Genomic DNA, 25897 nt, shown 5'->3' on the forward strand with positions numbered 1-25897 from the left:
CCATTGGCTAAGCGTTCAGTCGTGGTCGTTGGCGGGGGCATCGTCGGATGCCTGACCGCCATGCAATTGTGCAAGCAAGGCCATGCGGTCACGCTGGTCGAGCGCAATATCGTGGCCGCACAAACCTCTGGCGAATCCTCATGGGCCGGGGCTGGCATCGCGTTCCCCTTGTTGCCGTGGTTTTATCAGGATGTGGTCAATGAATTGGCGCTTGCCGGTGCGCGCGCCTATCCGGCAGTGAGCGCTGAGCTGTTTGCCGACACCGGCATAGACCCCGAATGCAGCCAGAGTGGCATGTTGATTCAACCGCCATTTGACCAACAACAAGCCATAGACTGGTGTACGCGGTTTGGCCTGGCGTATGTGCTACAAGGCGACAACCTGTTGATTCCCGAAGTCGTGCAAATCCGTAATCCGCGCTTATTACAATCCCTCAAAGCTTGGCTGATCAAGCATGGTGTGACCTTGCGTGAACAAACGCAACTGGTGCCCCTGCAAGAAGGCAACGCACGCATCACCAACTGGCAAACTACCACTGGCGAAACGTTATCTGCTGACGCATTTGTCGTGACTTCTGGCGCCTGGAGCTTTGAGTTGCTCAAACAAACCAGCGCAAGCCTGGACATCAAGCCCATGCGCGGACAAATGCTGCTCTACCAAATGGAGCCCGGCCTGTTGCCGCATATTCTGTATCGGGATGGTTTTTACATGCTGCAACGGCGTGATGGTCATCTGTTGGCCGGGAGCAGCCTGGAAGATGTAGGCTTTGATACCGGCGTGACCGATAGTATGCGGCAGGAAATGCTGCAAAAAGCCGAGGCGATATTACCCGCTTTGCGCGGGCAGCCGATTATCAAACACTGGAGTGGTTTGCGTCCAGGCACACCACATAATATCCCGACCATAGGGCGGCATCCGCAGATTGAGAATTTATACCTGAACACCGGGCATTTTCGCTATGGCGTGACCATGGCACCGGAATGCGCGCGGCGGATTGCGGCGTTGTTGGATTAAGCAGGGAAGGTCATTCTTTTTGTTGCTCAGCCATATTCATTCACTCTGCGTCATTCCGGCGTAGGCCGGAATCCAGGCAAGGTGAGATAGCTGTAAAAGGTTGTTCTTTAGATTGGTTGTTGTAGGGTGGGCATGAATGGCCACGTGGTTGTGGGTGTTTGTGTGGTTGCTTTTCGCCTTTTTGGCGAGTTACTTTTCTTTGCTTGCACAAAGAATAAGTAACCAAAAGAAAGTGCACCCCAGCTTCCGCTTTTTTCCTGCGCTACTCGGCTTGCCGGGCGCCCATCGAAACTCAACCTGGCAGCTCACACAAAGCGTGAGCTGCTGCGGGATTCGAACAGCCGATGGCCGAGGACTCCCGCCAAGCCTGCGTTGCTCGGCGCGGCAGATGGGGACCCCGAATACCATGCGACTGCGACCATCGATGGTTATTAAGATAAAGAATTACTTTTTTGAACTGTCCAAATTTAGGCGATGTGAGTTTGGCGAGAATAATCCCATCCCATCACGCTGAGTAGCGGAGACAAAATAAGAGTAGAGGGAGCGACTGTCTGAGCTCCGCGACAAGCCACGTTCTGTGTGGCTTGTTAGGGCGAGTTTCGTGACCGCTTATTTTGTTGAGCAACGCAAGGGAGCCGAAGGCCGTGATGGCTGGGTGCCCTCTTCTTTGGTTACTTTCTGAGGGGCAAGCATCAGAAAGTGACTCGCCGAGAGGCGAAAAAGAGTGTTTATTTCTCTCAGGAATTTTGAACTCAAACGTGCAGGGCTTGAAGTGTTAGAGCTAATCGTTCGCTACCCAATCCCCACTCTTCCCCCCATGCTTCTCCAGTACTCGCACACCTTGTATCGTCATGCCTCTATCAATCGCCTTGCACATATCATAAATCGTCAGCAAGCCAACTTGCACGGCTGTAAGTGCTTCCATTTCTACACCGGTCTGACCTGTAGTTTCGCATTGCACACGGCAGCTGATGCTGTGTTGTGTTTCATCTGCCATAAAACTGACATCGACCCGGCTTAGGCTGAGCGGGTGGCAGAGTGGAATCAAATCGCTGGTTTTTTTGCTGGCCTGAATGGCAGCGATGCGGGCGATGCCGAGCACGTCCCCTTTTTTGGCATTGCCTTGCAGGATGGTTTGCAGCGTGGCCGCTTGCATCACGATGTGGCCTTCGGCAATGGCGATGCGCTTGGTATGGGCTTTGTCGCCGATGTCGACCATATGCGCGTGGCCTTGGGCGTTGAAATGGGTGAGTCCTGAGATTGGTTTGGTCATGGGTTTGGCTAGGATGAAAAAGGATGAACTCAAGCGATGAAGTCGCTATCATAACAAGTTTGGGTAGTTGGCACAGGCTTGTGATGCGGGCCTGTCATTTCAAACGCTGGAATCATGGTTTTAAAACACATTCAACATGCTTATCAACAGAGTCGTCGTCGCTGGGTGCGCGGCTTGCTGCTGTGCGGCTTGTTGCTGGTGCCGGGGGCGACCTTGTTGGCCAATTATTCTACCGGCGTGTTTTCTGGCAAGCCTTATGAGCCGGATGATCTTGACCTGAGTTTGCCATCGGATTCGTCTAATCAATTACCTGAGTTGGGCGATGCATCACAAACGGTGTTGTCACTGCGCGATGAAGAAAAAATTGCGCACCAGATTCTCAAACAGGTTGCCACCAGCGAGGATGTGCTGGATGACGCCGAAGTGACGGATTATTTGCAGGCACTGGGGACCCGCCTGGGGGAAAGCAGCCCCGACCGGCAACAGAAGTTTTATTTTTTTGTGGTGCAGGATAAAACCATTAACGCGTTTGCCATGCCGGGCGGTGTGATCGGTGTGCATACCGGTTTGTTTATGGCCGCCAATAGTGAGTCCGAGCTCGCCAGTGTGCTAGGGCATGAGATCGGCCATGTTACCCAGCATCACCTGGCACGCATGCTGGCGTCACAAAAGTACGATATGTTTAAGAATATCGCGGCGACGGCGTTGGCCTTATTGATCGCGCGTTCTAACCCGCAGGTGGGCATGGGCGCCATGACGGCTGCCTCGGCCGCCGGGATACAAAAACAGCTGGATTACACGCGTGAGCATGAGCGCGAGGCGGACCGCGTGGGCCTGACCATTTTGCAGGATGCCGGATTTGATGTGCGCGCCATGCCCGCTTTTTTTACCACCATGCAGCGGGCGACACGTTTTGCCGATGGTGGCAGCATGCCCAGCTATTTGCGTACCCACCCGCTCACCAGTGAGCGTATTGCCGATATTGGTAACCGCGTGCAAAACCTGCCTTACAAGCAGGTGAATGAAAGCCTGACCTTTTTTCTGATGCGGGCGAAAATCCGCGCTTTTCAAGGCGCGCCGCAACAAATGGTGGAGGAGTTCCAGAATAATATTAATGAGGGCCGCTACCAGAATGAGATGGCCGAACACTATGGCCTGGCGTATGCATGGTTGCGGGCGAACCAGGCCAAAAACGCACAGGTAGAGGTGGATTGGCTGGTGCAGCATGGAATGGCTAATCCTTATCTGGTGACATTAAAAGCCGTGACCCTGGCCAAGCTGGGGCAAGTCGCGCAGGCACAAGCACAGTTTGTGCAGGGCTTGCAGCAGTACCCCAAGCATAGAATCTTGGCACAAGGCGAGGCTGAGTCTTTGATACGGAGTAATCAATGGCCGCAAGCGGTGACTTTTATCCAGAAGCAACTGGAAACTTTTGCTGATGACCCCAAATTATATGATTGGCTGGCGGCGGCGTATCAGGGGCAAGGCAAGCAGATGTTGCGGCATCAGGCCTTGGGCGAAAGCTATGTGCGCAAATATGATTTGCCGCGCGCGATTGACCAGTTTGAAATCGCCAGCAAAGCCAAGGATGGCGATTTTTATCTGCAATCGAAAGTCGAGGCGCGACTGAAAACGCTCAGGCAGCAGCTTAAGCTTGAGCAGGGCGACGATAAAAACGGATGATTGGGGGGCGTATGCAAAACTCAACGCAGTTGCAAAGACGGGCGTGGTTGAAAGCGGGTTTGGCCTTCGTCGCGCTACCGTTTTGCTTGCTGGCGCGCAAGGTGGAAGCGGCGGCCTGGTTTGCCCAGGCCTTTGAGGCTAAGCAAACCGCACAGGTGATGACGGCGTTTCAAGCCACGGCGGTGCCGGTGTCACCAGACTTGCAGATTGACGCGCCGCAAAAAGCAGAAAATGGCGCCGTGGTGCAAGTTGAGCTCACGAGCAAGCAGGCCGCGGGCAATGTGAGTAGTTTGCGCTTGTTGGCAGATGCGAATCCGACGCCGTTGATTGCCAGTTTTGAGCTGGGTAAACAAGTGCTGCCAAAGTTGGTGACACGTATCAAACTGGCGCAGTCGGGTGAGGTGATTGCCCTGGCGCAGCAGGCGAGCGGGCAGTTTCAGCAACAGCGTCGCCAAGTGATTGTGCTGGAGGATGGCTGTGCTGGCAGTGAGCGTGAAGAGCCGTTTGCGAGCAGCATGAAGATGCGCGCGCGGTTACTGGATGATGCGTCGCTTGGCACAAATATCACCGAGCTTAAAATCATTATTTTGCATCCCATGCGCACTGGCCGCAGCAAAAATGATGACGGCCAGGTACTGCCTGCGCATTTTATGCAACTGATGCAGGTGGTGCTCAATGGGCAAGTGATTGTCGATGCGCAAACCGGCACCGGCATCTCACGTAACCCTTACTTTACCTTTTATATTAAAGAGGCCAAGGTGGGCGATGTGATTGCGGTAAACTGGCAGGATAACCTAGGGTATGAAGGCCATGGTCAGGTGACTGTATCTGCCTAAGCGTTTTATTTGATAAATTAAATTTATTGATAAAATTAAAATAATCAATTTTACATATTAAATATGTATGCTTAAAATGCATCCATTCGCTGTTGATTAGCAGCAAATTTTTAATTAACCCGTGTTTTATAAATCATAAAGGAGAACTACATGTCATTGATTAACACACAAGTACAACCATTCAAGGCGCAAGCATTCCACAACGGTAAATTTATCGAAGTGACTGAAGAGTCTTTGAAAGGCAAATGGTCTGTGTTGATTTTTATGCCAGCAGCGTTCACTTTCAACTGCCCAACAGAAGTTGAAGATGCGGCTGACAACTACGCAGAGTTCCAGAAGGCTGGTGCTGAAGTGTACATCGTGACCACCGATACCCACTTCTCCCACAAGGTTTGGCACGAGACTTCACCAGCAGTAGGCAAGGCAAAATTCCCACTGGTTGGCGACCCGACACACCAATTGACACGTGCATTTGACGTGCATATTGATGAAGAAGGTCTGGCATTGCGCGGTACATTCGTGATCAACGCTGAAGGCGTGATCAAAACTGCTGAAGTGCATAGCAACGAAATTGCACGTGATGTAAAAGAAACCTTGCGCAAGTTGAAAGCAGCACAATATACCGCTGCTCACCCAGGCCAGGTTTGCCCAGCCAAATGGAACGACGGTGCTGCCACATTGACACCATCATTGGACTTGGTCGGTAAGATCTAAGTTTAGTGTTTTGAGCAATGCCCTGCGCAAGCAGGGCGCTCAGGTAAAGTCACTCATCCATTGGTGGTTTTACCTGAGCGAGCTTCCCCCAACCATTTTTAATTGCCATGCGTCATGGCCACGGCTGACTGTCGCCGCAAGGTACAGAAAGCACGTGAATTTGGAGAATAAAAAATGTTAGACGATACCTTAAAGACACAACTGCAAACCTACCTGGGCATGCTGCGTCAGCCTATCCGTCTGATTGCCTCCCTGGATAACAGCGACAATGCGGCCAAAATGCGTGAGTTGTTGCAAGAAATCACAGCCTTGTCCGACAAAGTCAGCCTGGATGAAACCGGCAACGATGCGCGCAAACCTTCATTCGTGATCGCCAAAGAAGGCGAAACCCACGGCGTGCGTTTCGCGGCGATTCCATTAGGCCATGAATTCACTTCACTGGTGCTGGCGTTGCTATGGACTGGCGGCCACCCACCAAAAGTGGAGCAGGATGTGCTCGACCAGATCAAGGCGCTGGATAGCGATTTGAACTTCGAAGTGTATATGAGCTTGTCTTGCCATAACTGCCCGGACGTGGTGCAGGCGACCACACTGATGACCGTGTTTAACCCGCGCATCAATGTGACAGTGATTGATGGTGGCTTGTATCAGGACGAAGTCAACGCACGCAACATCATGGCCGTGCCTGCGACTTTCCTGAATGGTGAGATGTTTGCTTCTGGCCGTATGCTGGTGGAAGAAATTTTGGCCAAAGTGGATACGGGCGCGGTGGCTAAAGAAGCTGAGAAAATCAGTGCCAGAGAGCCATTTGATGTGTTAGTGGTGGGCGGTGGCCCGGCTGGTGCATCCGCAGCGATTTATGCAGCGCGTAAAGGCATCCGTACTGGCATTGTCGCTGATCGTTTTGGTGGTCAGGTCAACGATACCTTGGCGATTGAAAACTTCATTTCTGTCAAAGAAACCGAAGGGCCAAAACTGGTGGCGGCGCTTGAAGAGCATGTCAAAACCTATGACGTCGATATCATGCCGCTACAGCGTGCTGTCGGCCTGACTGAGCCTGCGAAAACCGACAACAAGCATGCTGGGTTGATTGAGGTGAAACTGGAAAATGGCGCCACCTTGCGCAGCAAATCTGTGATTCTGGCCACCGGCGCGCGTTGGAAAAACCTCAACGTGCCGGGTGAAGTGGAATACAAAAACAAAGGCGTGGCTTATTGCCCGCACTGCGACGGCCCGCTATTTAAAGGCAAACATGTAGCGGTGATTGGTGGCGGTAACTCTGGCGTAGAAGCGGCGATTGACCTGGCGGGTGTGGTCGGTCATGTCACGTTGCTGCAATTCGACACCGAGCTTAAAGCCGATGCCGTGCTGCAGCGCAAACTGCGCTCACTGCAAAATGTGACTATTTTGACCAGTGCGCAAACCACGGAAATTACCGGCGACGGTACCCGTGTCAATGGCCTGACCTACACTGACCGCGTGAGTGGTCAGAGCAAGCATGTGGCGCTGGAAGGTGTGTTTATCCAGATTGGCCTGGTACCCAACAGTGACTGGTTGAAAGGCACGCTGGACTTGAGCAAATATGGTGAAATTGAAATTAACAACCATAATGCGACCTCATTGCCTGGTGTGTTTGCGGCAGGGGATGTGACAACGATTCCTTACAAGCAAATCGTCATTGCCATGGGTGAAGGTTCAAATGCAGCGCTGGGTGCATTTGATTATCTGATTCGTCAGTAGTTTTGTTGCCATTAAACAAGCGGCCACCAACAGGTGGCCGTTTTTTTATTTAAAGTGAGTTTTGCAGGTATCCGTCGTTTAATTTTTCCAAGTATTGGTAGTGAACTTGCATAAATAAGCATATATTCATAAAGCACGTCTATGCTATTTGATAATCCCGTATTTATAACCATACCTATGGAGTTGATTATGAAAAGAACAATAGAGTTAACTTTACTAACGATACTTTCTTTATTGATGCTACCTAATGCGTATGCGGCGAATCTGTTGACTGGAGAAGTCACTTTTGATAACAGTACCAACTTATACACTTATACCTATACATTAGACACTACCACGCTCCTAGACCATACTGTCAATATTGGTATATTGCAAAATCTTGGTATTGATTGGAGTCACCCTCTTCCTGTTTCACATACAGAACCTGTTCTAGGTGACTGGATATTTAAGATGACTGCGGGGGGATTAAGCAATTCAGGCTCGCTAAATATATATGGCACCTTCTGGACTTGGGAGCACAATTATTTTTCTGAGTCAGTTAGCAATGTTGGAAATTTAGTTTTTTCAATCACTACACCTAGAGGCGTTAATACATCTACTGCCAATAATTACTTTATCTATAATGGAGGAGCCACCACAGGGCCCAGCGAGAATGCAGGATTTATAGAAATAGGGCATATTGTTGGCCCTGAATTCATAAATTTTACTCCCCCTCCATTGCCTGTACCTGAGCAACAAGTGTACGTAATGATGATTGTTGGATTGGGATTGATTAGGCTTATACGATTCTTAAGAGTCCAAACGGCTCTTTAAGGATTGTACGTCTTTGCTAAATGGAGGTAAGACTCAAGCTAACCGCCTCTGCCACTTTAATGCCATCCACCGCGGCCGATAAAATACCCCCTGCATAACCGGCGCCTTCACCACAGGGGAACAAGCCTTTGGTGTTGATGCTTTGCAGGGTGTCGTCGTCGCGTTTGATGCGAATGGGGCTGGAGGTGCGGGTTTCCACACCGGTGAGGACGCCGTCGGCCAGGTCAAAACCTGGCACTTGTTTGGCAAAGGCTGGAATCGCTTCACGGATGGCGCTGATGGCAAACTCGGGTAAAACGCTATCGAGATTGGTTAAATGCACGCCGGGCGTGTAAGACGGTGTGACTTCGCCAAATTGGGTGGATGGGCGATTGGCCAGAAAGTCGCCAATCAATTGCCCCGGCGCCGAGTAATTGCTACCACCCACGACATAGGCCTGACTCTCAAGCTGGCGCTGGAATTCGACGCCAGCCAATGGATGGCCTGGGTAGTCGACTTCTGGCGTGATGCCGACGACGATGCCGGCATTGGCGTTGCGTTCGTTGCGGCTATATTGGCTCATGCCGTTGGTGACGACGCGGTTTGGTTCAGACGCCGCTGCGACGACCGTGCCGCCCGGGCACATACAAAAGCTGTAAACACTGCGGCCATTGCTGGCGTGGTGCACCAATTTGTAATCGGCGGCGCCTAACTTTTGCAGAATATCGTCGCTATAGCTTTTGCCATAGCGTGCGCGGTCAATCAGACTCTGCGGATGCTCGATACGGAAGCCAATCGAGAACGGCTTGGCTTCGACATAAATACCTTTGGCATGCACCATTTCAAAGGTGTCGCGCGCGCTGTGGCCAACGGCCAGCACCAGATGCTGGGTAGCAATAAATTCGCCGGTATGCAGCGTCACGCCCTGCACTTGCTGGTGTTCAATTGCAATATCCGTCACGCGGCTTTCAAAGCGGATTTCACCGCCGAGGCTGATGATAGTGTTGCGCATGTCTTCCACCATACCAACCAATCTGAAAGTCCCAATATGCGGATGGCTGACGTATAAAATTTCTTCCGGCGCCCCGGCTTTGACAAACTCCTGCAACACTTTGCGACTGTAATGCTTGGTGTCTTTAATCTGGCTATACAGTTTGCCGTCAGAAAACGTGCCCGCACCGCCTTCACCAAATTGCACATTTGATTCAGGATTGAGTTCACGTTTGCGCCATAAGCCCCAAGTGTCCTTGGTGCGTTTGCGCACCTCTTTACCGCGTTCGAGCACAATCGGCTTGAACCCGGCCTGGGCCAGAATCAGTGCTGCAAATATGCCTGCCGGACCAAAGCCGACCACCACTGGGCGTGCTGCTGAGCCGGTTTGTAGTGTGTTCGGCTGTGTTGCAACAAAGTGGTAATTGGTGTCAGGCGCAGGTTTGACGTGTGGGTCTTTTTTAAAGCGGGCCAGTAATTTGGCTTCGTTTTTGACCGTGACATCCAGGTTGTACACATACAAGATGGCATGTGATTTTCGGGCATCGACGCCGCGTTTAAAAATCTCAAAGCTGATCAGTTCGCTTTCCGGTATTTCGAGGCGTTTAAGAATGGCGGCCCTGATTTGGTCGTCCTGGTGCTTGAGCGTGTCTGCTAGCGCAATCGGTAGTTTGATTTCAGTAATTCTGAGCATGATGGTGGATAGTGGTTATCTATCAAAAGTGTATTTTATTATAATCAGACTAGTCGTATCATAGATTTTATTCGGCTTAGATTTAATCTACGCAAAAAAATGACGATATAAACTTCGTATGTTTAACTACAAGCGACGAATACTTATCCCGTTAATCATTGCTGCTGCACTTTTGTGCGTTTCAATGATATGGCTGTTTATTGCCATGTATCAGCTTGTCTATTATTCAGAACAAAAAGATATTGTAGACAGGCAACGCTACGACATTGTGGCCTTGGGCAAGGCCATTACCAATGCCGAAAGTGGGCAGCGCGGCTATTTGCTCACCGGCCATACCCTGTTTCTTGATACGCTGGAACAAGGGCGTACAGAGACCAAGCAGGTGATGGCCAAGCTGGAGAAGCAGTCATTGGATTTCCCGGAGGTGCGGTCCGGCCTGGAAACTATCAAACAATTGGTGCACCAGAAATTTGATGTGATGGATCAGAGTATTCAGGTGCAACTCCATGCGGGTGAATTTGCATCGCATTTGTCACTCACTAAAGATAAAAGCCGTGAATTGATGAAGCTGATTGATGATCAGCTCGACGAGATTGACAGCAAGTTACAACGGCTCAGAGAAGGCTTTGAGCAGGAAATCCGCAAGCGTATGTTTGCCTCTGTGATTGGCGCCATTTTGCTGGGGGTGCTGATTATTGGCGTGTTGCTGTTTTCTTATCGCAGTACCACAGAGTTGCTGGAACAGGTGCTGGAAAATCAGGCCGTCGCCAAACAGGCCAGTCATCAGGCTGATCACGATTTATTAACTGGCTTGCCTAACCGTCGCAGCGTCGATGTGCATCTGGCCAATACTTATCAATTGGCCAGACATACCTCTAAGCAGTTTGCGATTCTGTTTATGGATCTGGATGGCTTTAAGCTGGTGAATGATAAATATGGCCATGGCGTGGGCGATGCCCTGCTCATAGAAGTGGCCGATATGTTTAAAAAAGTGCTCAGGCAATCGGACTTTCTGGCGCGCCAGGGCGGGGACGAGTTTGTGCTGGTGGTTGGCAGTTATTTATATCGCCACGAATTAACACAGCTGGCCGAGCGGCTGATTAAATTATTTGCCCAGCCGGTGATGGTGCGCGGAATTCCGCTGGAGATCGGCGTCAGTATCGGCATTGCCGAATATCCGCACCATGGCAAGCATGTGAAACAACTGCTGCATGTGGCGGATAAGGCCATGTACGACTCGAAGAAGAACGGTAAAAACCGCTATAGTTTTGGGTCGGAGTAAACGCGGTCATCGCGCATGCTGGTCAGGTATCCTGCAGCATTTTTTTCAGTGACTGCACCGTGACCGCTTTTTTGGTGGTGAGCGACCATTCATCTAGTGCTTCTACCACGGCCATCAAGGTGGGCAAGTCGCGGCGCAAGTAACGCAAACAGTAAGCGATCACTTCGTCTGGTAATTTCATACTGCGATCACGAGCATGTGCGCGTAGCGCATCGGCTTTTTCATCATCACTCAGCGGATGTAGCTGGTAGACCAAACCCCAGGCCAGGCGCGTGGCCAGGTCATCACGCAGGCCCATTTGTGTCGGCGCGTGGCTGCCCGCTGTGACTAACATGCCGCCTTCTGCCTTGATCTGGTTGTAGGTGTCAAACAGCACAATTTGTGACTCTTCATCTAGCGTGTGTACGTCATCTGCAATGTGCGCGCCCATCTCTTGCGCGGCCAGTAGCAAGTGGCTTTTACCACTGCCTGATTCGCCCCACAGGTAAATAAAACGGGTGGGCGCCTCACCTGCCAGCACGGCGTGCACACTGGCGAGCGCCTCCTGGTTTTGGCCGACAATAAAATTATCAAAACTCGGCGCAGCCGGTGGTTGAATATTGAGTAACAGTTGTTTCACAGCAGTTATTTCTGGTATCTGGAAATCATTCGTCCAGGGTTTGAATGATTTGCGGTTGGCTGCTCAGGTAAGCCTCACTCCGCAAATAACTTTGTTTGGTATGGCGCAGGCCAACCGCAATCGCCGCACTGACGGGTAATGCCAGCAGCACACCGGCAAAGCCAAATAGCTGGCCACCGGCCATCAAGGCCAAAATCACAATCACCGGATGCAGGCCAATGCGGTCACCCACTAGTATCGGGGTGAGGATAAAACTTTCGACCAACTGCCCGACGCCAAATACCAGCAACACCGGCACCACTTCTGGCAGCGAGGCAAATTGTAGCAGTGCCAGCACGACGGCCAGCACAAAGGCCAACGCAAATCCCAAATAGGGCACAAAGCTCAGTAAACCGGCAATCATGCCGATAGAGAGTGCCATATCGAGGCCTGCCAGCCACAAGCTGACGCTGTAAAACACACACAATGACAACATGACGGACAACTGGCCGCGCAAAAATTCGGCGACCACACGGTCAATTTCAACCGACATGCTACGTACGCGGCCTATCCAGTCACGCGGAATCAGCTCGCCGATCTCAGCCACCATATCATCCCAGTCGCGCAAAAAGTAAAACAGCACCACGGGTAGTAAGCAAATATTGGCAAAAATGCCAATCAGGCTCAGGCTTTTTTGGCCCGCGCTGAGCAAGAATGACCCTATCATGCTGCCAGCGGTTTGCCAGTGTTCGGTGATCAGCTTTTGCACATCGGCGTGATTTACATCGAGGTGAATACCAAACCGTTGCAGCAGCCAGGGTTCGACCTGCTGGTGAAAGTGATCGAGTAGCAAAGGTAGCCGTTGCGCAATCAGCAGTGATTGTTGTTGTAGCAAGGGGATAATGATCAGCAGCAAGCCGGTCACCGCCAGAATCACGCCCAGCATCACCAGCAAGGTCGCCAGTGTGCGGCCAATCTGCCAGCCATTAATGCCAGTTTCACTGAGGCGGTCTACCAGCGGGTCCAGCATGTAGGCGATCACGGCTGCTGCCAGAAATGGCGTCAGGATAGGCTCCAGCAGGTAAAACAGGTAGATAAAAACCGCCGTCACAATCCACCAGCGGTGATCGCTGACAAACTGGGTGGCGACAGATTTCTGATGATCCTGGTCTGACATGGGCATGTGTGACACATCCGCACAATCCGGCATAGGTCGAAGCGGCAAGATGCGTTAAAATAATGATTATTTTAAAATTATACTGAATTTCAACGCTGTATCGCGCTTTGTTGCAAACATCTGCGCGACTTGCCAGTGTTGACTGATTAATCGCATTGAAAGAAACGAGAGCACCTTGACGACTTCTTCTGATAAAACATCACTCACTTACCGCGATGCCGGTGTCGATATGGAGGCTGGTGACGCCTTGGTCGAGCAAATCAAGCCATTTGCCAAACGCACCATGCGCCCTGAAGTGATGGGTGGTATTGGCGGTTTTGGCTCGCTGTTTGCCATGCCTAAAAAATTCAAGGAACCCGTACTGGTTTCAGGCACCGATGGCGTGGGTACTAAACTCAAACTGGCTTTTCAGCTCGACAAACATGATACCGTGGGTATCGACCTGGTGGCCATGAGTGTCAACGATATTCTGGTGCAAGGTGCTGAGCCGCTGTTTTTCCTCGATTATTTTGCTTGCGGCAAACTCGAAGTCGGTACCGCTGCGGCCGTGATTAAAGGTATTGCCCAAGGCTGTGAAGAGTCTGGTTGTGCGCTGGTGGGTGGTGAAACGGCTGAAATGCCGGGCATGTATCCAGCCGGTGAGTATGACCTGGCCGGTTTTGCCGTGGGTTGCGTAGATAAAGCGAATATCATTGATGGATCTACCATCAAGGCGGGTGATGTGGTGTTGGGCCTGGCTTCCAGTGGTGCGCACTCCAACGGTTATTCACTGATCCGCAAGCTGATTGAAAAGTCAGGTATCGATATGGAGTCTGATTTCCACGGCCGCCGCTTTAAAGATGTGGTGATGGCACCAACCAAATTGTATGTGAAATCTATCCTCAAATTGCTGGACACCTTGCCAGTGAAGGGTATGGCCCATATTACCGGTGGCGGTATCACTGAAAACATTCCACGCGTGTTGCCAGAAGGCCTGACAGCGGAAGTACAGAAGTCCAGCTGGACCTTGCCACCGTTGTTCAAGTGGTTGCAGGCGCAAGGCAACATTGAGCCGATTGAAATGTACCGCACATTTAACTGCGGTATCGGCATGGCGGTGATTGTTGCGGCTGAGCATGCAGAACAGGCACACGCAGTGCTGGCAGGCGCAGGTGAGACGGTGTACCGCATTGGCCAGATTCGTGCGCAACAGGCAGGTGAAGCACCAACCGTGGTTGTTTAATGTTGATTGGTTTAACGCTGCGTTTCAGCAATCATAAGCACTATGTGGCCAGTCTGCTGGCCACCATGCTGCTGTTGGTGTCGCCATTCTTATCGGCCGCGCCCAAGCAGCTCACGCTGAAATATGATTTGCTGCAACAAGGCATCACCATAGGCACCATTAAAGACCAGTTACGTGTGACGGGCAACCGTTACCAGATTGCTTCTCTGGCTGAGGGTAAAGGCATTTATAAGCTCATGGGTGAGCGCACACTTTCTAGCCAGGGCCAGGTAGTGGTGAATACGTTGCGGCCCACTCGATTTGAGTCGCGGCAATCCAAACATCCTGATAAAGCACTGATCAGTGAGTTTGACTGGTCGAAAAAAGTGCTCAATATGCAAATTAAAGATGAGCAGGCGACCGACACTTTACCCAAGGGCACGCAGGATTTATTAAGCGTCATGTATTGCTGGATGTGGCAGCCGCCCAAGGCCAAACAGATTAATTTTTCGGTGGCTAATGGTAAGAAACTTGCCCCGCATAGTTTTGTGGTGACCGAGGAAAACACGCCGTTGGAAACAGCTGCAGGTACGTTTAACGTGATTAAACTCACCGATACGGACGGCGAAAAAACCTTGTATCTGGCTAAGGATAAAGGCTATTTGCCGGTCAAACTGGTGGTGCAGGATGATGGCAAACGCATGGAGCAGGTGATCACCAGTATCACCGGTCAGTAGTTCTCCAGCGATAGAAAGCGCGTGATGCAAGCATCAGGTCTGCGACACTGGATTCAACAACATGTTTCATGGACATTGGCGCTGGCACTCTGTGTGTCACTGTTGCTGCATATGGTTGTGTTGAGTGAAGTGAATTGGCGCAACTGGTTTGTGGAAGATGCGCCACAGCAGACCGTGCTGCAAGCGCGACTGTCACCGCCTCCCACTCAAACAGCGCCTGCCGCGCCCATCAGCAAACCACGGCCCGCAGCGATGAAACCAGTATCACCGTCGCCAAGGGCACCCGCCGTCAAGCCTGAGCCTCCAGCGGAGTCTGCTGCCGACGTGACCGCGCCTGCATCTGAGTCACCCACGGCGGCTGAACAGGCTGCTGCGATCACTGAGGAAGAATCGCAAGCGAAATTGGCAGAAATTGCTGCCTGGCATGAAATGGATCAACCGGCGGCTGTGGCAGATGATGCCAGGCCGACGCCTTACCAGCGTGTGAGTACTGCGTTTGTGGTGTATGTGAATGGCGAAGAGCGGCCCGCGGGCAGTGCCAGTATTGACTATGCACAGGATAGCCCCGGCCATTACACGCTGCGTTGGCTGGTTGAGGGGCGTGGTCTGTTAAAATTGCTCTATCCCTCGCTGGAGCAGCAAAGTACAGGCGAAGTCGGGCCAGGCGGTTTGAAGCCGCATGTTTACCGTTATGCGTTTGGTAGCCGTGCCAGCAAAACATACGAAGCCAAGTTTGACTGGGAAACCAATGTGATTACCCTAAAAACAGCTAAAGGCGAGCAGCAGCGGGATTTACGCGTGAATACGCAAGATATCCTCAGCTTTATGTACCAGTTTATGTTTGTGCCACCGCTGCAGGAAATGCATGTGACGCTCACTAATGGCCGCCGCGTTGGTGAGTATGAATATAGTTTTGAAGGTGAAGATAGCCTGGTGATTGATGATCGAACCATTCAAACTGTGCATATTGTGCATACACGTGGTGACACTGACGAAAAAGTAGAACTTTGGCTGGCCAGCGATTACCGCTATGTGCCGGTCAAAATCAAAAAACTGGAGAAAAACGGCATGGTGATCGAACAAGTCGCCACAAAGTTAATCACCGAATAATGTAGGTATTTGAAAGATTCTGATGAACCAATCCCTGATGCGCCAGACGGCGATGTTATTAAACGACATGCTGAAATTCGAAAGCCCGGCCGATGCCAGGCTCAGCGAATTTTTTCGTCAACACCGTGAGTTAGGCACCAAAGACCGCGCCTGGGTGGCTGAAACCGCTTATGGGGTGTTGCGTCGTTATCGTTACTTGCGCGAAGTCTCGGTGAGCGAGGCCGACGAACAGGAAGATACACGTAAACTGATTATCGCCTGGATGCTCAAAATTGAAGGCAAAAGCATCCGTGACCTGGATGAGATGCTGGACGAACGCCAGAAAGAATGGGCGGTGACCATCAAAGCCAAAAACAGCGAAGGCTTTGCACCTGCCGTGCTGGCAGATGTGCGCGACTGGTTCTGGCTCAAACTGGTAGAGCAATACGGCGAAGCCGAGGCCATGACCATCTGCCGTAGCATGTTTGAACAAGCCAGCCTCGACTTGCGCGTGAATACGATTAAATCCAGCCGTGAAGAAGTGCTGTCACGTATGCTGGCCGAAAACACGGTTAAAGATAACGTCATTACGCCCACGCCTTATTCCCCGGTGGGTATCCGTATGGGCGCGCGTTTGAATATCGGCAAACATATCCTGTTCACCGAAGGCAAAATTGAAGTGCAGGACGAAGGCAGCCAATTGCTGAGTTATTTGGTCGCCCCTAAACGCGGTCAGATGGTGGCCGATTTATGTGCGGGTGCCGGTGGTAAAACCCTGGCTCTGGGCGCACTCATGAAAAACACCGGTCGTTTATATGCGTTTGATGTGTCTGAAAAGCGCCTGAATAACCTTGGCCAACGCTTAAAGCGCAGTGGTTTATCTAACCTGCAAGCACAGTTGATTAATAACGAAAACGACTTGAAACTCAAGCGCCTGAACGGCAAGTTCGACCGCGTGCTGGTCGATGCACCCTGCAGCGGTTTGGGCACTTTGCGCCGCAACCCGGATTTAAAATGGCGCCAGGCCGAAGAAGATGTGGCTGAGTTGAACGTCAAGCAAACCAATATCCTCGCCCGTGCCGCCAAATTGTGTAAGGCCGGTGGCCGTGTCGTTTATGCAACCTGTAGTCTGTTGCGTGACGAAAATGAAGCGATTGCCGAAGCGTTCTTGCAAGCGCATCCGGAATTTAAATTGGTGCCCGCCAATGAGGTGCTGGCGCAACAAAATATTGTGCTGGATACGGGTGATTATCTGAAACTGTTGCCGCACTTGCATGGCACCGATGGCTTTTTTGCGGCGGTGTTTGAAAAGACCGCTTAAGTGTAAAAGTTGAGGTGGCGTAAGCCGCCTCTTTTTATTCAGGGCTGCGAGCCGCTAGTGGGCACGTCATTATAAGGTTGTTTTACAGACATGAAGAAACTCGGACTCAATGGGCAAATCTTCCTCGCCGCGACGCTTGCGGTGGCGCTGGGGATTGGTGCGCATGGCAACAACGTCGATCATGCCTTATATGCTGCCAACCTGGTCGGCACCCTATTTATCGACCTGCTCAAAATGGTGATGATTCCACTGGTGTTCTGCGCGATTGTCACCGGCATTGCCAATTTGCGTCAGCATCGCCAGATGCATGTGGTGTGGAAAACCACCTTGCTGTTTTTTGCCACGACGACCTTGATCGCTGTCGTCATCGGCCTCGGCGCCAGTCATTTGTTCCAACCCGGCGCAGGCCTGCATCTGGATATGTTTGCCGATGCCATGCAGCAGTTTGAAACCAAGCAGCTCACCTTGCCTGAGTTTTTCACACAATTCTTGCATGGCATTTTTATGAATCCGTTCAAGGCACTGGCAGAAGGCAATATTCTGGCGATTGTGGCGTTTGCGCTGGTGCTGGGCATTGCGTTAGTGGTGTCTGCCGAGCGTTATCCGCATTTGCTTGCCGTGTTTGAGGAAGGCATGGCGGTGGCGATGCAAATGATTAACTGGATCATGCGCCTGGCACCGTTCGGCATTGCGGCCTTGCTGTTTAAACTGGTCGCCACGCAAGACGTGAGTTTGTTTGCGAACTTGGCCAAATTTATGCTGGTAGTCACAGGCACGACCTTGTTGCACGGCATGGTCGTGTTGCCCCTGTTGCTGTTTCTGCTCACCGGCAAGCGCCCGTGGTGGTTTCTGCGGCAAGCCAAAGAGGCATTGTTAACTGCGTTCGCCACCAGTTCGAGTAACGCCACCATGCCGGTGACCATGCGCTGCACCACGCAGAATATGCAAGTCAAACCCGAGATTGCCGGTTTTGTGGTGCCATTAGGGGCCACCGTGAATATGGATGGCACCGCATTATACGAAGCTGCCGCCGCCCTGTTTGTGGCACAGCTGGCAGGCATAGAGTTGTCACTCGGCCAGCAACTGGTGGTGTGCTTTACCACCATGATTGCCGCCATGGGCGCGCCCGGCATCCCCAGTGCGGGCATGGTGACCATGGTCATGGTCTTGCAAAGCGTCGGTTTGCCCGCTGAGGCGATTGCCATTTTGCTGCCGATAGACCGTTTGCTGGATACCGTGCGTACCGCAGTCAATGTCGAAGGTGACATGATAGGCAGCCTGGTAGTACAGCACCGCATAGAAAAATTAGCAAAACAAACGTCATGACTGAATTAATCATCAGACCTGCCCAGGTGCAAGATGCCGATGCGATTGCGGCGCTGGTCAATCGTGCTTATCGCGGCGACAGTAGTCGGGCAGGCTGGACCACAGAGGCAGACTTGCTCGATGGCAAACGCACGACCACAGAGGCAGACTTGCTCGATGGCAAACGCACGACCATAGAGAATGTCTTGGCATTGTTAAATCGTCAGGATGTGTTGATCCTCACTGGCTGGGTCGCGGAAATGCTGATGGTCACGCTCTGTGCTGAATGGCATGCGGAAGAACAGGTCGCGCATCTAGGCATGATTGCGGTAGAGCCCACGGCACAAAACCAGGGTTATGGGAAAAAGATGATTCTGGCGGCGGAGCAGTTAGCGGTTGAGCGCTGGGGAGTGCGTGCCAGTCAAATGGCTGTGGTCAGTGTACGGGAAACACTGATTGCTTTTTACCAACGCTTGGGCTATCAGGCTACGGGAGAGTTAAAGCCCTTTCCGCACCTGCCGGAGATGTGGCAGGCGAAGGTGGAAAATATGCAGTTGATGACCTTACAAAAGGACTTGTGATTCAAGTCGTGTTGTTGATTTAAGTTGTGAAGGTCATTCTTTTTGCTTCTCGCCCATATTCATTCACTCTGCGTCATTCCGGCGTAGGCCGGAATCCAGGCAAGGTGAGATAGCCGTAAAAAGTTGTTCTTTAGGTTATTCGTTGTAGGGTGGGCAATTATGCCCACGCGGTTGTGGATGTTTGTTAGTTTTTTTCGCTTTTACAGCGAGTTACTTTTCTTTGCTTGCACAAAGAATAAGTAACCAAAAGAAAGTGCACCCCAGCTTCCGCTTGTTCCCTGCGTTGCTCGTCAAAATAAGCGGTCACGAAACTCAACCTTGTAGCTCACACAGAACGTGAGCTACTGCGGGATTCGGACAGTCGCTCCCTTTTTCCTTATTTTGCCTGCGCTACTCGGCGCGTCAGATGGGGACCCCGAACACCATGCGACTGCCACCGCTCCTAAATTAAACAAAGAAGAAAAAAAGAATCTAGTTTTTAACCGTCCAAACTGTGGTGTCGCTACTTAAATGAGAATAATCCCATCCCATCACGCTGAGTAGCGGAAACAAAATAAGAGTAGAGGGAGCGACTGTCTGAGCTCCGCAACAAGCCACGAAGTGTGTGGCTTGTCAGGGCGAGTTTCGTGACCGCTTATTTTGTTGAGCAACGCAAGGGAGCCGCAGGCCGTGATGGCTGGGTGCCCTCTTTTTGGTTACTTTTTTGGGGCAAGCAAAAAAAGTAACTCGCCAATAAGGCGAAAAAGAGTGTTTGATTAGACGAACGCAAATAACGCCCTTGACCATTCTCCCAAACCCACGTAAATTCGATAACCTTATGAACAAGCAATTCCTCCAATCTACTGTTGTGGTGATGAACCGAAAGGCATTGTGGCTAGTCGCCACATCATGCTGCGGTTGCTGCTTGTCGTAATTTTTATGCAACCGCGGGCTCTCCGCGGTTGATCTTGTAATCCCTTCCCGGTGAGCCCCATTGATTTAGGGCTCCTATGAAAGACTATTCCCATCCTTATTACGGTGCCATGCTGGTGCTGCTATCGTCCGTGGCTTTTTCGTCAAAAGCGATTATGGTCAAGCTGGCGTACGTCTATCACATTGATACCGAAACCTTGATCGCTTTGCGTATGGCATTCGCCATTCCGTTTTTTGCTGGACTGGGTTGGTGGACGATGCGTCAGGGTGTGCCTATGGATATGACTGGTAAAGACTGGCTGGCCCTATTGCTGCTGGCGGTGGTTGGTGGTTATGGTTCTATGTGGCTGAACTTTGAAGGGTTGCGCTATGTGTCGGCCGGGTTGGAGCGGGTAATTCTGTTTCTCTACCCAACGCTGGTGGTGGCCATGAGTGCGTTATTTCTCAAACACGCTATTACGCGTCGCGAGTGGTTTGCCATGGTGACCAGTTATGCCGGGGTAGTGCTGGTGGTCTGCCATGATGTGGAATTGGCAGGGCTGGATTCCGCGGACACGCTCTATGGCGCATGGCTGGTATTGCTGAGTGCGATTGTGTATGCGGGGTATTTGCTGGTGAGCGGGCAATTGATTCCTAAATTGGGTGCCAGCCGGTTTACTGCGATGACCATGAGTCTGGCCGCGCTTGCCAGTGCGGCCCATTTTGGTGCCAGTGGTTCGTTTGACCAGGTGACTGCGCTGCCAAACGCGGTGTATGTGCTGGCTTTTTTAATGGCGCTGATTGCAACGGTATTGCCTTCGGTATTGATGAATCTGGGTATACACCAGCTTGGTAGCCGCAAGGCGGCCTTGATTAGTGCGATTGGGCCGGTAGCGATGATTGTGCTGGCTTATCTGTTTCTGGGGGAGTCACTGTCCTGGATACAGGTGATGGGTACTGCGCTGGTGCTGGTCGGGGTGATGGCTGTGAGTCTGGAAAAACCGCCGCGCGCGCCTGAAGCAGTCGATGCCGACGCTTAATCTGTTGATCGTGAGATGCGTTGCCAATCAAAGAATGGGCCGGGGTCAGTTTTGCGCCCCGGTGCAATCTCTGAGTGGCCGACAATATGCTGGATGGCATAACGTTGCCGCAAGGCATGGATCAGCGCCTGTAAGGTGACGTATTGCGCATCTTCAAACGCTTCTATGTCACTACCTTCTAACTCAATGCCGACTGAAAAGTCATTGCAGCGTTCGCGGCCCTGCCATTGGGAGAGTCCGGCATGCCAGGCGCGCTGGTTACAACTGACAAATTGTAATAACTCACCTGTGCGGCGAATCAAAAAATGTGATGAGACCTTGAGGTGCGCAATCTCGGCATAATAGGGGTGTGCTTGCGGGTCTAGCTGATTGGTGAATAGCTGCATAATGCCCTGGCCACCATACTGGTTGGGCGGCAGGCTGATATTGTGGATCACAATCATGTCCACTTCGGCCGGTGGCGGTCGTTCATCCTGATTGGGTGACAATAGGTATTGGGCTGGGCTGGCAAGGCCAGCGGTATCAATGTGGATAGCAGAAGCAGGTGTGTGCGACATGCGAACATTGTAGGTGAATTTGGGCGAATTGCGTTATGATTCCGCCCGCGTGTACACGTTTGTCATGCACATGCTGGCCAGGCGGTGGCCGCATGCGAGATTGATTGCCGCCAGACAGGAACAGTCATGGTTTTTTTACAATTATTGCTAATGTTGCTGCTGATTTTGGTGGCAGCTGAGGTCTTCACCAATGCCCTAGAGCATTTAGGCGAAAAGCTCGGTATTTCCGAAGGCGTCACCGGTTCTATTTTTGCGGCAGTGGGCACGGCCTTGCCGGAAACGCTGGTGCCCTTGCTGGCGATTTTCTCCTATACCTCATCGACCGGCGACAGCCATGCTGGACATGATATTGGTGTTGGGGCCATTTTGGGTGCACCACTGATGCTAGCGACACTGTCTATCAGCTTGATGGCACTCTCTGTACTGAAGCGTCGCGGCGCGCATGGGCATATTCGTCCCGAGCGTACCGGCCTGATTCGTGATCTCAACTTCTTTATCCTGGCCTTTATTTTTGCCACCATCGCCATGTTTATTCCGCACACCGAGGCATTGGTGCGCTACGGTATCAGCATCCTGATGATTCTGACCTATTTTGTGTATGTGCTGATGACGATTAAAGCCTCCAAAGGCCTAGTTGAAGAAGGCCATGCGACTGAAGCTGAAGACGTCATGATGCTATCCAGGCTCGGCTTGCCGACCAATATGGCGACCATTGTGCTGCAATTGCTGATTGGCCTGGGCCTGTTAATTGCAGGCGCCAAAGGCTTTATCAACGAGGTAGAAACCGCGGCGGCGATTTTAGGTGTGTCAGCTTTGCTGCTGTCTTTGCTGATTATTCCGATTGCGACTGAGCTACCAGAAAAAGTGAACAGCATTTTGTGGATACGCAAAGGTAAAGATACCCTGGCGTTTGGCAATATCACAGGCGCCATGGTGTTTCAGGGCACACTGTTACCAGCCATTGGCATTATGCTGACTGACTGGGCCCCAAGACAGGAAGTTGCGTTAGGCATATTGATCACCTTGCTGGCAGCCATTTGGGTGCGTTACCGCATCGCCAAAGGTGGCTTACTGGTGTGGCATTTGCTGGTAAATGGATTGTTTTACCTGGCGTATCTGGCGATTGTATTGAGCTAGATCTAGGGTGCTAAAAAGGGCGACTTGTAGTCGCCCTTTTTATTGTCTGTCTTATTCGTCGTCGCCTTCGGTGTCATCCAGGTCGGCATCCTGTTCTTTTGACAAGCCCAGTTTGGACAAGCGATAGCGCAGGGTACGGAAGCTGATGCCTAATAATTTAGCCGCCGCCGTTTTGTTGTTATTGGTTTTTTCCAGGGCCTGCAAAATAGTGCGTTTTTCAATATCTTCCAGGTAGTCAGACAGGCTGATATCCATAGGCAACATGGTACCGCCTGGCGTTGCCTGGGCCGTTGGCTGGCTCTCGCGTGGTGGTGTGGCAGCGAGAATGGCTGGGATTGGCTGGCTGGGTTGTTCCAGACTGGGGGCATTCCATGGCAGCACTGGCTTGTCGCTCAGGCTGGCAGGCATCTCCTCCAGAGACAGGTCTTCCACCGTAATCGTGACACCGTCACATAAGGCCAGCGCACGTTCCAGCATGTTTTCCAGTTCGCGCACATTGCCATGAAAAGGCAGTTGTTGAATATAGACCTTGGCTTCATCTGCAATGCCAGGAATGCCGATGCCCTGCATCAGGCACAATTTGCCTAGCAAGCGTTCAGTCAGCTCGGGGATATCTTCTGGCCGCTCGCGCAGCGCGGGCATTTTGAGTTGAATCACATTCAGGCGGTAATATAAGTCCTGGCGGAACTCGCCTTTTTCCATCATGGCATTCAGGTTTTTGTGGGTGGCGGAAATAATGCGTACATCTACCGCTTCCTCACTAGTGCTGCCGACCACGCGTACTTTTTTCTCCTGGATCGCACGCAACAGTTTTACCTGCATGGCTAGTGGCAAGTCTGCGACCTCATCGAGAAACAGCGTGCCGCCGTTGGCCGCCTGGAACAGGCCTAGCGTATCCTGGATGGCACCGGTAAAGGAGCCTTTTTTATAGCCAAAGAATTCGCTTTCCATCAGGTTTTCCGGGATCGCCCCGCAGTTCACGGCAATAAAAGACTGGTCCTTGCGCGAGCTATTGAGGTGAATCAGCCTGGCGGCCAGTTCTTTACCGCTGCCGGACTCGCCACTGATATACACCGGCGCCTGGCTGCGCGCCAGCTTGGCAATCATGGTACGTACGTAACCCATGGCAGGTGACGCGCCAATCAGGTCTACCGTGTTAGCGCCTTGAGATTCTTTTTGAGACGACAGCTTGAGCGCCGACTCTACCAGTGGCCGTAACTGCTTGAGGGAGATTGGTTTGGTGATGTAGTCATAGGCCCCCGCTTTTAAGGCGGAGACGGCATTTTCTGCGCTGCCATAAGCGGTAATCACCGCGACTGGCAGGCCAGGAAATTGCGCATTGATATATTGCACCAGCTCAAGCCCCAGGCCATCAGGCAGTCGCATATCGGTCAGGCAGAGGTCGTAGCTAAACGAATTCAGCATGTGTTTTGCGTCGGTGACCGAGCTGGCACTTTCTGCCTGTATGCCCATGCGTTCCAGGGTCAGTACGACCAGTTCCCGGATATCGGTCTCATCATCGACCACCAGGCAGCGATAAGAATTTGCCATTTAAACGATTGCCTTTTTAACTGTCAGTGAAAATTGCGTGCCATTGGCACTGCTGATGTAATTGAGTTTTGCGCCGTTGGCTTCGGCCAGCTCACGGGCGATAAATAAACCCAGGCCGGTGCCGGTTTTTTCTGTGGTCATGAATGGCTCGAACAAATGCGGCTGAATTTTCGGATCTATGCCGCTACCATCATCCTTGATGGTGATATGAATAAACTGGCCGCTTTTGTCGCCCAACACTTTCAGTTGCAGGCTCTTGGCGTGCTGCTGGCTATGCCGCCAGCCGTTCTTACATAAGTTCCATAAAATCTGGTTGATATGCCTGCGGTCGAAAACGATAGTACTCTCTTTGGCAGGCAGGTCTAGCGTAAAGTGAGCCAGGTCTATCTTTTCTACAGCACCAAACTGCTGGTAGAACTCTTGCACAAAATGGTTGATATTGAGTTGTTCCTGATTGGTGCGGTCACGGCGGTTGAGCTCTAGCACGTCCTTGATAATCTGATCCAGTCGCTGCACGTTATCAGAAATGATCTGCAGCATGCGCTGTGTGCCGGGCTGCTGGGTGTCTTCCTGCATGAGTTGCGTTGCATGGCTGATCGCGCTGAGCGGGTTGCGGATTTCATGTGCGATATTGGCCGTCAGTCTGCCCAGTGCGGCGAGCTTGACCTGGTGCGCCTGGGTTTGGATTTGTGACCAGTCTTCAATGAAGATCACCACACCGTTATCAATATTCTCAGAAATAGCATGAAAGCGGATGCCCAAGTCGCGGTTGTTAATACTCAGTTTGATGGCATCGGCGGCAGTCAGTTTGCTGGCGGGCGAAGACTGTAGCAGTTGTATCACTGCCGGCATGAGTTGTGCCAGCGGTGTGCGTAGTTGCACGGCTGCCTGCATCATGTCTTCTTCCAGCCCGAGCAGGTTGCAGGCCTGCTGGTTATAGTGCTTGAGTTGCTGATGCTGATCTATGACCAGCACGCCGTTAGGCATTTCCTGCGTAATCAGTGCATTGGTTTTGGCCAGATATTCAATATCCTGGCCGCGTTGTGTTGCCAGGGTTTCACTCGTTTGCATGCGTGCGGTCAGCGTTTGCGCCAACCAGGCCGTCGCGAAGCAGCTCAATGACAACAAGACGGCATTGCTGTAGTCATTGAGCGGCAGGTTGCGGTGAATCACCTGGAAGGTGTTTTCCAGCAAAATACCTATGGTGGCAATGGCGGCATAAAACAGGGCGAAGCGTCCGTCACTGATCAGCCCGGCAAAGATAATATTAATAATCAGTAGCAGCCCGATGCCGCTTTGGTTGCCAGGTAAAAAGTGCATCATGCCGACGATAAACACAATATCCAGGCTGGTTTGGACTTTTAATGCCAGGCCACGTTTGCATTGTAGTGACTCGAAACTGACGCTGACGGCGATGGCATACAAGAAGAATATCAGCAGCAGCCAGAACGAAAATGAAGGCTCGGTAGGGGCATTCCTGAAGTAAGGCCAAAGCTGGCTGCCAAACAGCATGCCTGAAGCGCCGAGGCGGAAGAGGCTGTAAAGCCGCAGGTGCTGGCTGTCTGGTGTTCTGTCTGTGGTTGGTGCGAGGGTGTCTGCAGGCATCAGGCTGACTCCGCAAAGGCGTGGCTGATGGCGTGGAAACGGCATGGATACAATGAATCAAGCAGGGGCATTGTTATTTTCGTCGTCAT

22 protein-coding genes are annotated in these 25897 nt (G+C 51.7%); 15 read left to right on the plus strand and 7 right to left on the minus strand.

From position 1 onward, the window contains the following. Positions 1–3 precede the first annotated feature (3 nt). The gene (locus INP78_RS05575; protein ID WP_194741224.1) at positions 4–1014 is read left to right on the plus strand and encodes an FAD-binding oxidoreductase; all 1011 of its coding nucleotides are present in this window, start codon (positions 4–6) and stop codon (positions 1012–1014) included. A gap of 781 nt (positions 1015–1795) precedes the next feature. On the opposite strand, the gene moaC is transcribed toward INP78_RS05575, so the two are convergent. After that, a complete protein-coding gene (gene moaC, locus INP78_RS05580; protein WP_228522694.1) occupies positions 1796–2287 on the minus strand; it encodes a cyclic pyranopterin monophosphate synthase MoaC in 492 nt (163 codons plus the stop codon). Positions 2288–2401: 114 nt separating this feature from the next. On the opposite strand from moaC, the gene INP78_RS05585 reads away from it, so the two are divergent. The 5 genes from INP78_RS05585 (at position 2402) to INP78_RS05605 (ending at position 8073) form a co-directional block, all read left to right on the plus strand. Continuing rightward, the gene (locus tag INP78_RS05585) at positions 2402–3970 is read left to right on the plus strand and encodes a M48 family metalloprotease (RefSeq protein ID WP_194741225.1); all 1569 of its coding nucleotides are present in this window, start codon (positions 2402–2404) and stop codon (positions 3968–3970) included. An 11-nt stretch (positions 3971–3981) separates the two neighbouring features. Further along, complete coding sequence (gene soxZ, locus INP78_RS05590) at positions 3982–4806, plus strand: thiosulfate oxidation carrier complex protein SoxZ (protein ID WP_194741226.1); 825 nt, start codon at positions 3982–3984, stop codon at positions 4804–4806. 150 nt (positions 4807–4956) lie between these two features. Further along, on the plus strand, positions 4957–5520 hold the full coding sequence (gene ahpC / locus INP78_RS05595) for an alkyl hydroperoxide reductase subunit C (protein WP_194741227.1): 564 nt from the start codon (positions 4957–4959) through the stop codon (positions 5518–5520). Positions 5521–5694: 174 nt separating this feature from the next. Next, entirely contained in the window at positions 5695–7260 is a 1566-nt protein-coding gene (gene ahpF, locus INP78_RS05600; protein ID WP_194741228.1) for an alkyl hydroperoxide reductase subunit F, read from the plus strand. Between the two features lie 189 nt (positions 7261–7449). Further along, complete coding sequence (locus INP78_RS05605; protein ID WP_194741229.1) at positions 7450–8073, plus strand: hypothetical protein; 624 nt, start codon at positions 7450–7452, stop codon at positions 8071–8073. 16 nt (positions 8074–8089) lie between these two features. Here INP78_RS05605 and INP78_RS05610 read toward each other — a convergent pair whose 3' ends face one another. After that, positions 8090–9736 carry an NAD(P)/FAD-dependent oxidoreductase gene (locus INP78_RS05610; protein ID WP_194741230.1) on the minus strand — a complete coding sequence of 549 codons (1647 nt, stop codon included), beginning with the start codon at positions 9734–9736 and terminating at the stop codon, positions 8090–8092. 184 nt (positions 9737–9920) lie between these two features. On the opposite strand from INP78_RS05610, the gene INP78_RS05615 reads away from it, so the two are divergent. Beyond that, positions 9921–11018: a diguanylate cyclase gene (locus INP78_RS05615; protein WP_194741231.1), complete on the plus strand. Its 1098-nt coding sequence runs from the start codon at positions 9921–9923 to the stop codon at positions 11016–11018. A 22-nt stretch (positions 11019–11040) separates the two neighbouring features. Here the strand turns inward: INP78_RS05615 and INP78_RS05620 are convergent, their stop codons facing one another. Together INP78_RS05620 and INP78_RS05625 are read right to left on the minus strand one after the other, a co-directional pair. Continuing rightward, positions 11041–11637, minus strand: a complete 597-nt coding sequence (locus INP78_RS05620; RefSeq protein ID WP_194741232.1) for a DnaA/Hda family protein — start codon at positions 11635–11637, stop codon at positions 11041–11043. Positions 11638–11662: 25 nt separating this feature from the next. After that, positions 11663–12793, minus strand: coding sequence for an AI-2E family transporter (locus INP78_RS05625; RefSeq protein ID WP_194741712.1), 1131 nt, complete (start codon positions 12791–12793; stop codon positions 11663–11665). A gap of 229 nt (positions 12794–13022) precedes the next feature. Here INP78_RS05625 and purM point away from each other — a divergent pair, with 229 nt between their 5' ends. The 7 genes from purM to INP78_RS05660 all read left to right on the plus strand — a co-directional run bounded on the left by purM (position 13023) and on the right by INP78_RS05660 (position 20958). Further along, entirely contained in the window at positions 13023–14015 is a 993-nt protein-coding gene (gene purM, locus INP78_RS05630; protein WP_255526783.1) for a phosphoribosylformylglycinamidine cyclo-ligase, read from the plus strand. Continuing rightward, a complete protein-coding gene (locus tag INP78_RS05635; protein ID WP_194741234.1) occupies positions 14015–14731 on the plus strand; it encodes a DUF3108 domain-containing protein in 717 nt (238 codons plus the stop codon). The genes purM and INP78_RS05635 overlap by 1 nt, the downstream gene beginning before the upstream one ends. Before the next feature lie 24 nt (positions 14732–14755). Continuing rightward, complete coding sequence (locus INP78_RS05640; RefSeq protein ID WP_194741235.1) at positions 14756–15841, plus strand: DUF3108 domain-containing protein; 1086 nt, start codon at positions 14756–14758, stop codon at positions 15839–15841. A 22-nt stretch (positions 15842–15863) separates the two neighbouring features. Continuing rightward, positions 15864–17141, plus strand: coding sequence for an RsmB/NOP family class I SAM-dependent RNA methyltransferase (locus INP78_RS05645; RefSeq protein WP_194741236.1), 1278 nt, complete (start codon positions 15864–15866; stop codon positions 17139–17141). A gap of 90 nt (positions 17142–17231) precedes the next feature. After that, positions 17232–18467, plus strand: a complete 1236-nt coding sequence (locus tag INP78_RS05650) for a dicarboxylate/amino acid:cation symporter (protein WP_194741237.1) — start codon at positions 17232–17234, stop codon at positions 18465–18467. Next, the gene (locus tag INP78_RS05655) at positions 18464–19027 is read left to right on the plus strand and encodes a GNAT family N-acetyltransferase (RefSeq protein WP_194741238.1); all 564 of its coding nucleotides are present in this window, start codon (positions 18464–18466) and stop codon (positions 19025–19027) included. The genes INP78_RS05650 and INP78_RS05655 overlap by 4 nt, the downstream gene beginning before the upstream one ends. A 989-nt stretch (positions 19028–20016) precedes the next feature. Further along, on the plus strand, positions 20017–20958 hold the full coding sequence (locus INP78_RS05660; protein ID WP_194741239.1) for a DMT family transporter: 942 nt from the start codon (positions 20017–20019) through the stop codon (positions 20956–20958). On the opposite strand, the gene ampD is transcribed toward INP78_RS05660, so the two are convergent. Continuing rightward, a complete protein-coding gene (gene ampD, locus INP78_RS05665) occupies positions 20955–21515 on the minus strand; it encodes a 1,6-anhydro-N-acetylmuramyl-L-alanine amidase AmpD (protein WP_194741240.1) in 561 nt (186 codons plus the stop codon). The two genes, INP78_RS05660 and ampD, sit on opposite strands and share 4 nt — an antisense overlap. Positions 21516–21641: 126 nt before the next feature. Here ampD and INP78_RS05670 point away from each other — a divergent pair, with 126 nt between their 5' ends. Next, positions 21642–22652 (plus strand): sodium:calcium antiporter, encoded by a 1011-nt coding sequence (locus INP78_RS05670; RefSeq protein WP_194741241.1) that lies wholly within the window; start codon positions 21642–21644, stop codon positions 22650–22652. 51 nt (positions 22653–22703) lie between these two features. Here the strand turns inward: INP78_RS05670 and INP78_RS05675 are convergent, their stop codons facing one another. After that, positions 22704–24203 carry a sigma-54 dependent transcriptional regulator gene (locus INP78_RS05675; RefSeq protein ID WP_194741242.1) on the minus strand — a complete coding sequence of 500 codons (1500 nt, stop codon included), beginning with the start codon at positions 24201–24203 and terminating at the stop codon, positions 22704–22706. Then, the gene (locus INP78_RS05680; RefSeq protein ID WP_194741243.1) at positions 24204–25808 is read right to left on the minus strand and encodes a nitrogen regulation protein NR(II); all 1605 of its coding nucleotides are present in this window, start codon (positions 25806–25808) and stop codon (positions 24204–24206) included. Positions 25809–25897 lie beyond the last annotated feature (89 nt).

It is taken from the genome of Methylophilus sp. 14, from assembly GCF_015354345.1.
Taxonomy (GTDB): domain Bacteria; phylum Pseudomonadota; class Gammaproteobacteria; order Burkholderiales; family Methylophilaceae; genus Methylophilus.

Bases quoted from the DNA above. Each gene is read 5' to 3' on its own strand.
- purM (WP_255526783.1), top strand. From the start codon at position 13,023: ATGGAGGCTGGTGACGCCTTGGTCGAGCAAATCAAGCCATTTGCCAAA.
- INP78_RS05615 (WP_194741231.1), top strand. From the start codon at position 9,921: ATGATATGGCTGTTTATTGCCATGTATCAGCTTGTCTATTATTCAGAA.
- INP78_RS05655 (WP_194741238.1), top strand. From the start codon at position 18,464: ATGACTGAATTAATCATCAGACCTGCCCAGGTGCAAGATGCCGATGCG.
- INP78_RS05660 (WP_194741239.1), top strand. From the start codon at position 20,017: ATGAAAGACTATTCCCATCCTTATTACGGTGCCATGCTGGTGCTGCTA.
- ahpC (WP_194741227.1), top strand. From the start codon at position 4,957: ATGTCATTGATTAACACACAAGTACAACCATTCAAGGCGCAAGCATTC.
- INP78_RS05585 (WP_194741225.1), top strand. From the start codon at position 2,402: ATGGTTTTAAAACACATTCAACATGCTTATCAACAGAGTCGTCGTCGC.
- ampD (WP_194741240.1), bottom strand. From the start codon at position 21,515: ATGTCGCACACACCTGCTTCTGCTATCCACATTGATACCGCTGGCCTT.
- soxZ (WP_194741226.1), top strand. From the start codon at position 3,982: ATGCAAAACTCAACGCAGTTGCAAAGACGGGCGTGGTTGAAAGCGGGT.
- INP78_RS05640 (WP_194741235.1), top strand. From the start codon at position 14,756: ATGCAAGCATCAGGTCTGCGACACTGGATTCAACAACATGTTTCATGG.
- INP78_RS05650 (WP_194741237.1), top strand. From the start codon at position 17,232: ATGAAGAAACTCGGACTCAATGGGCAAATCTTCCTCGCCGCGACGCTT.
- INP78_RS05605 (WP_194741229.1), top strand. From the start codon at position 7,450: ATGAAAAGAACAATAGAGTTAACTTTACTAACGATACTTTCTTTATTG.
- INP78_RS05680 (WP_194741243.1), bottom strand. From the start codon at position 25,808: ATGCCTGCAGACACCCTCGCACCAACCACAGACAGAACACCAGACAGC.
- moaC (WP_228522694.1), bottom strand. From the start codon at position 2,287: ATGACCAAACCAATCTCAGGACTCACCCATTTCAACGCCCAAGGCCAC.
- INP78_RS05610 (WP_194741230.1), bottom strand. From the start codon at position 9,736: ATGCTCAGAATTACTGAAATCAAACTACCGATTGCGCTAGCAGACACG.
- INP78_RS05645 (WP_194741236.1), top strand. From the start codon at position 15,864: ATGAACCAATCCCTGATGCGCCAGACGGCGATGTTATTAAACGACATG.
- ahpF (WP_194741228.1), top strand. From the start codon at position 5,695: ATGTTAGACGATACCTTAAAGACACAACTGCAAACCTACCTGGGCATG.
- INP78_RS05670 (WP_194741241.1), top strand. From the start codon at position 21,642: ATGGTTTTTTTACAATTATTGCTAATGTTGCTGCTGATTTTGGTGGCA.
- INP78_RS05625 (WP_194741712.1), bottom strand. From the start codon at position 12,793: ATGTCAGACCAGGATCATCAGAAATCTGTCGCCACCCAGTTTGTCAGC.
- INP78_RS05675 (WP_194741242.1), bottom strand. From the start codon at position 24,203: ATGGCAAATTCTTATCGCTGCCTGGTGGTCGATGATGAGACCGATATC.
- INP78_RS05635 (WP_194741234.1), top strand. From the start codon at position 14,015: ATGTTGATTGGTTTAACGCTGCGTTTCAGCAATCATAAGCACTATGTG.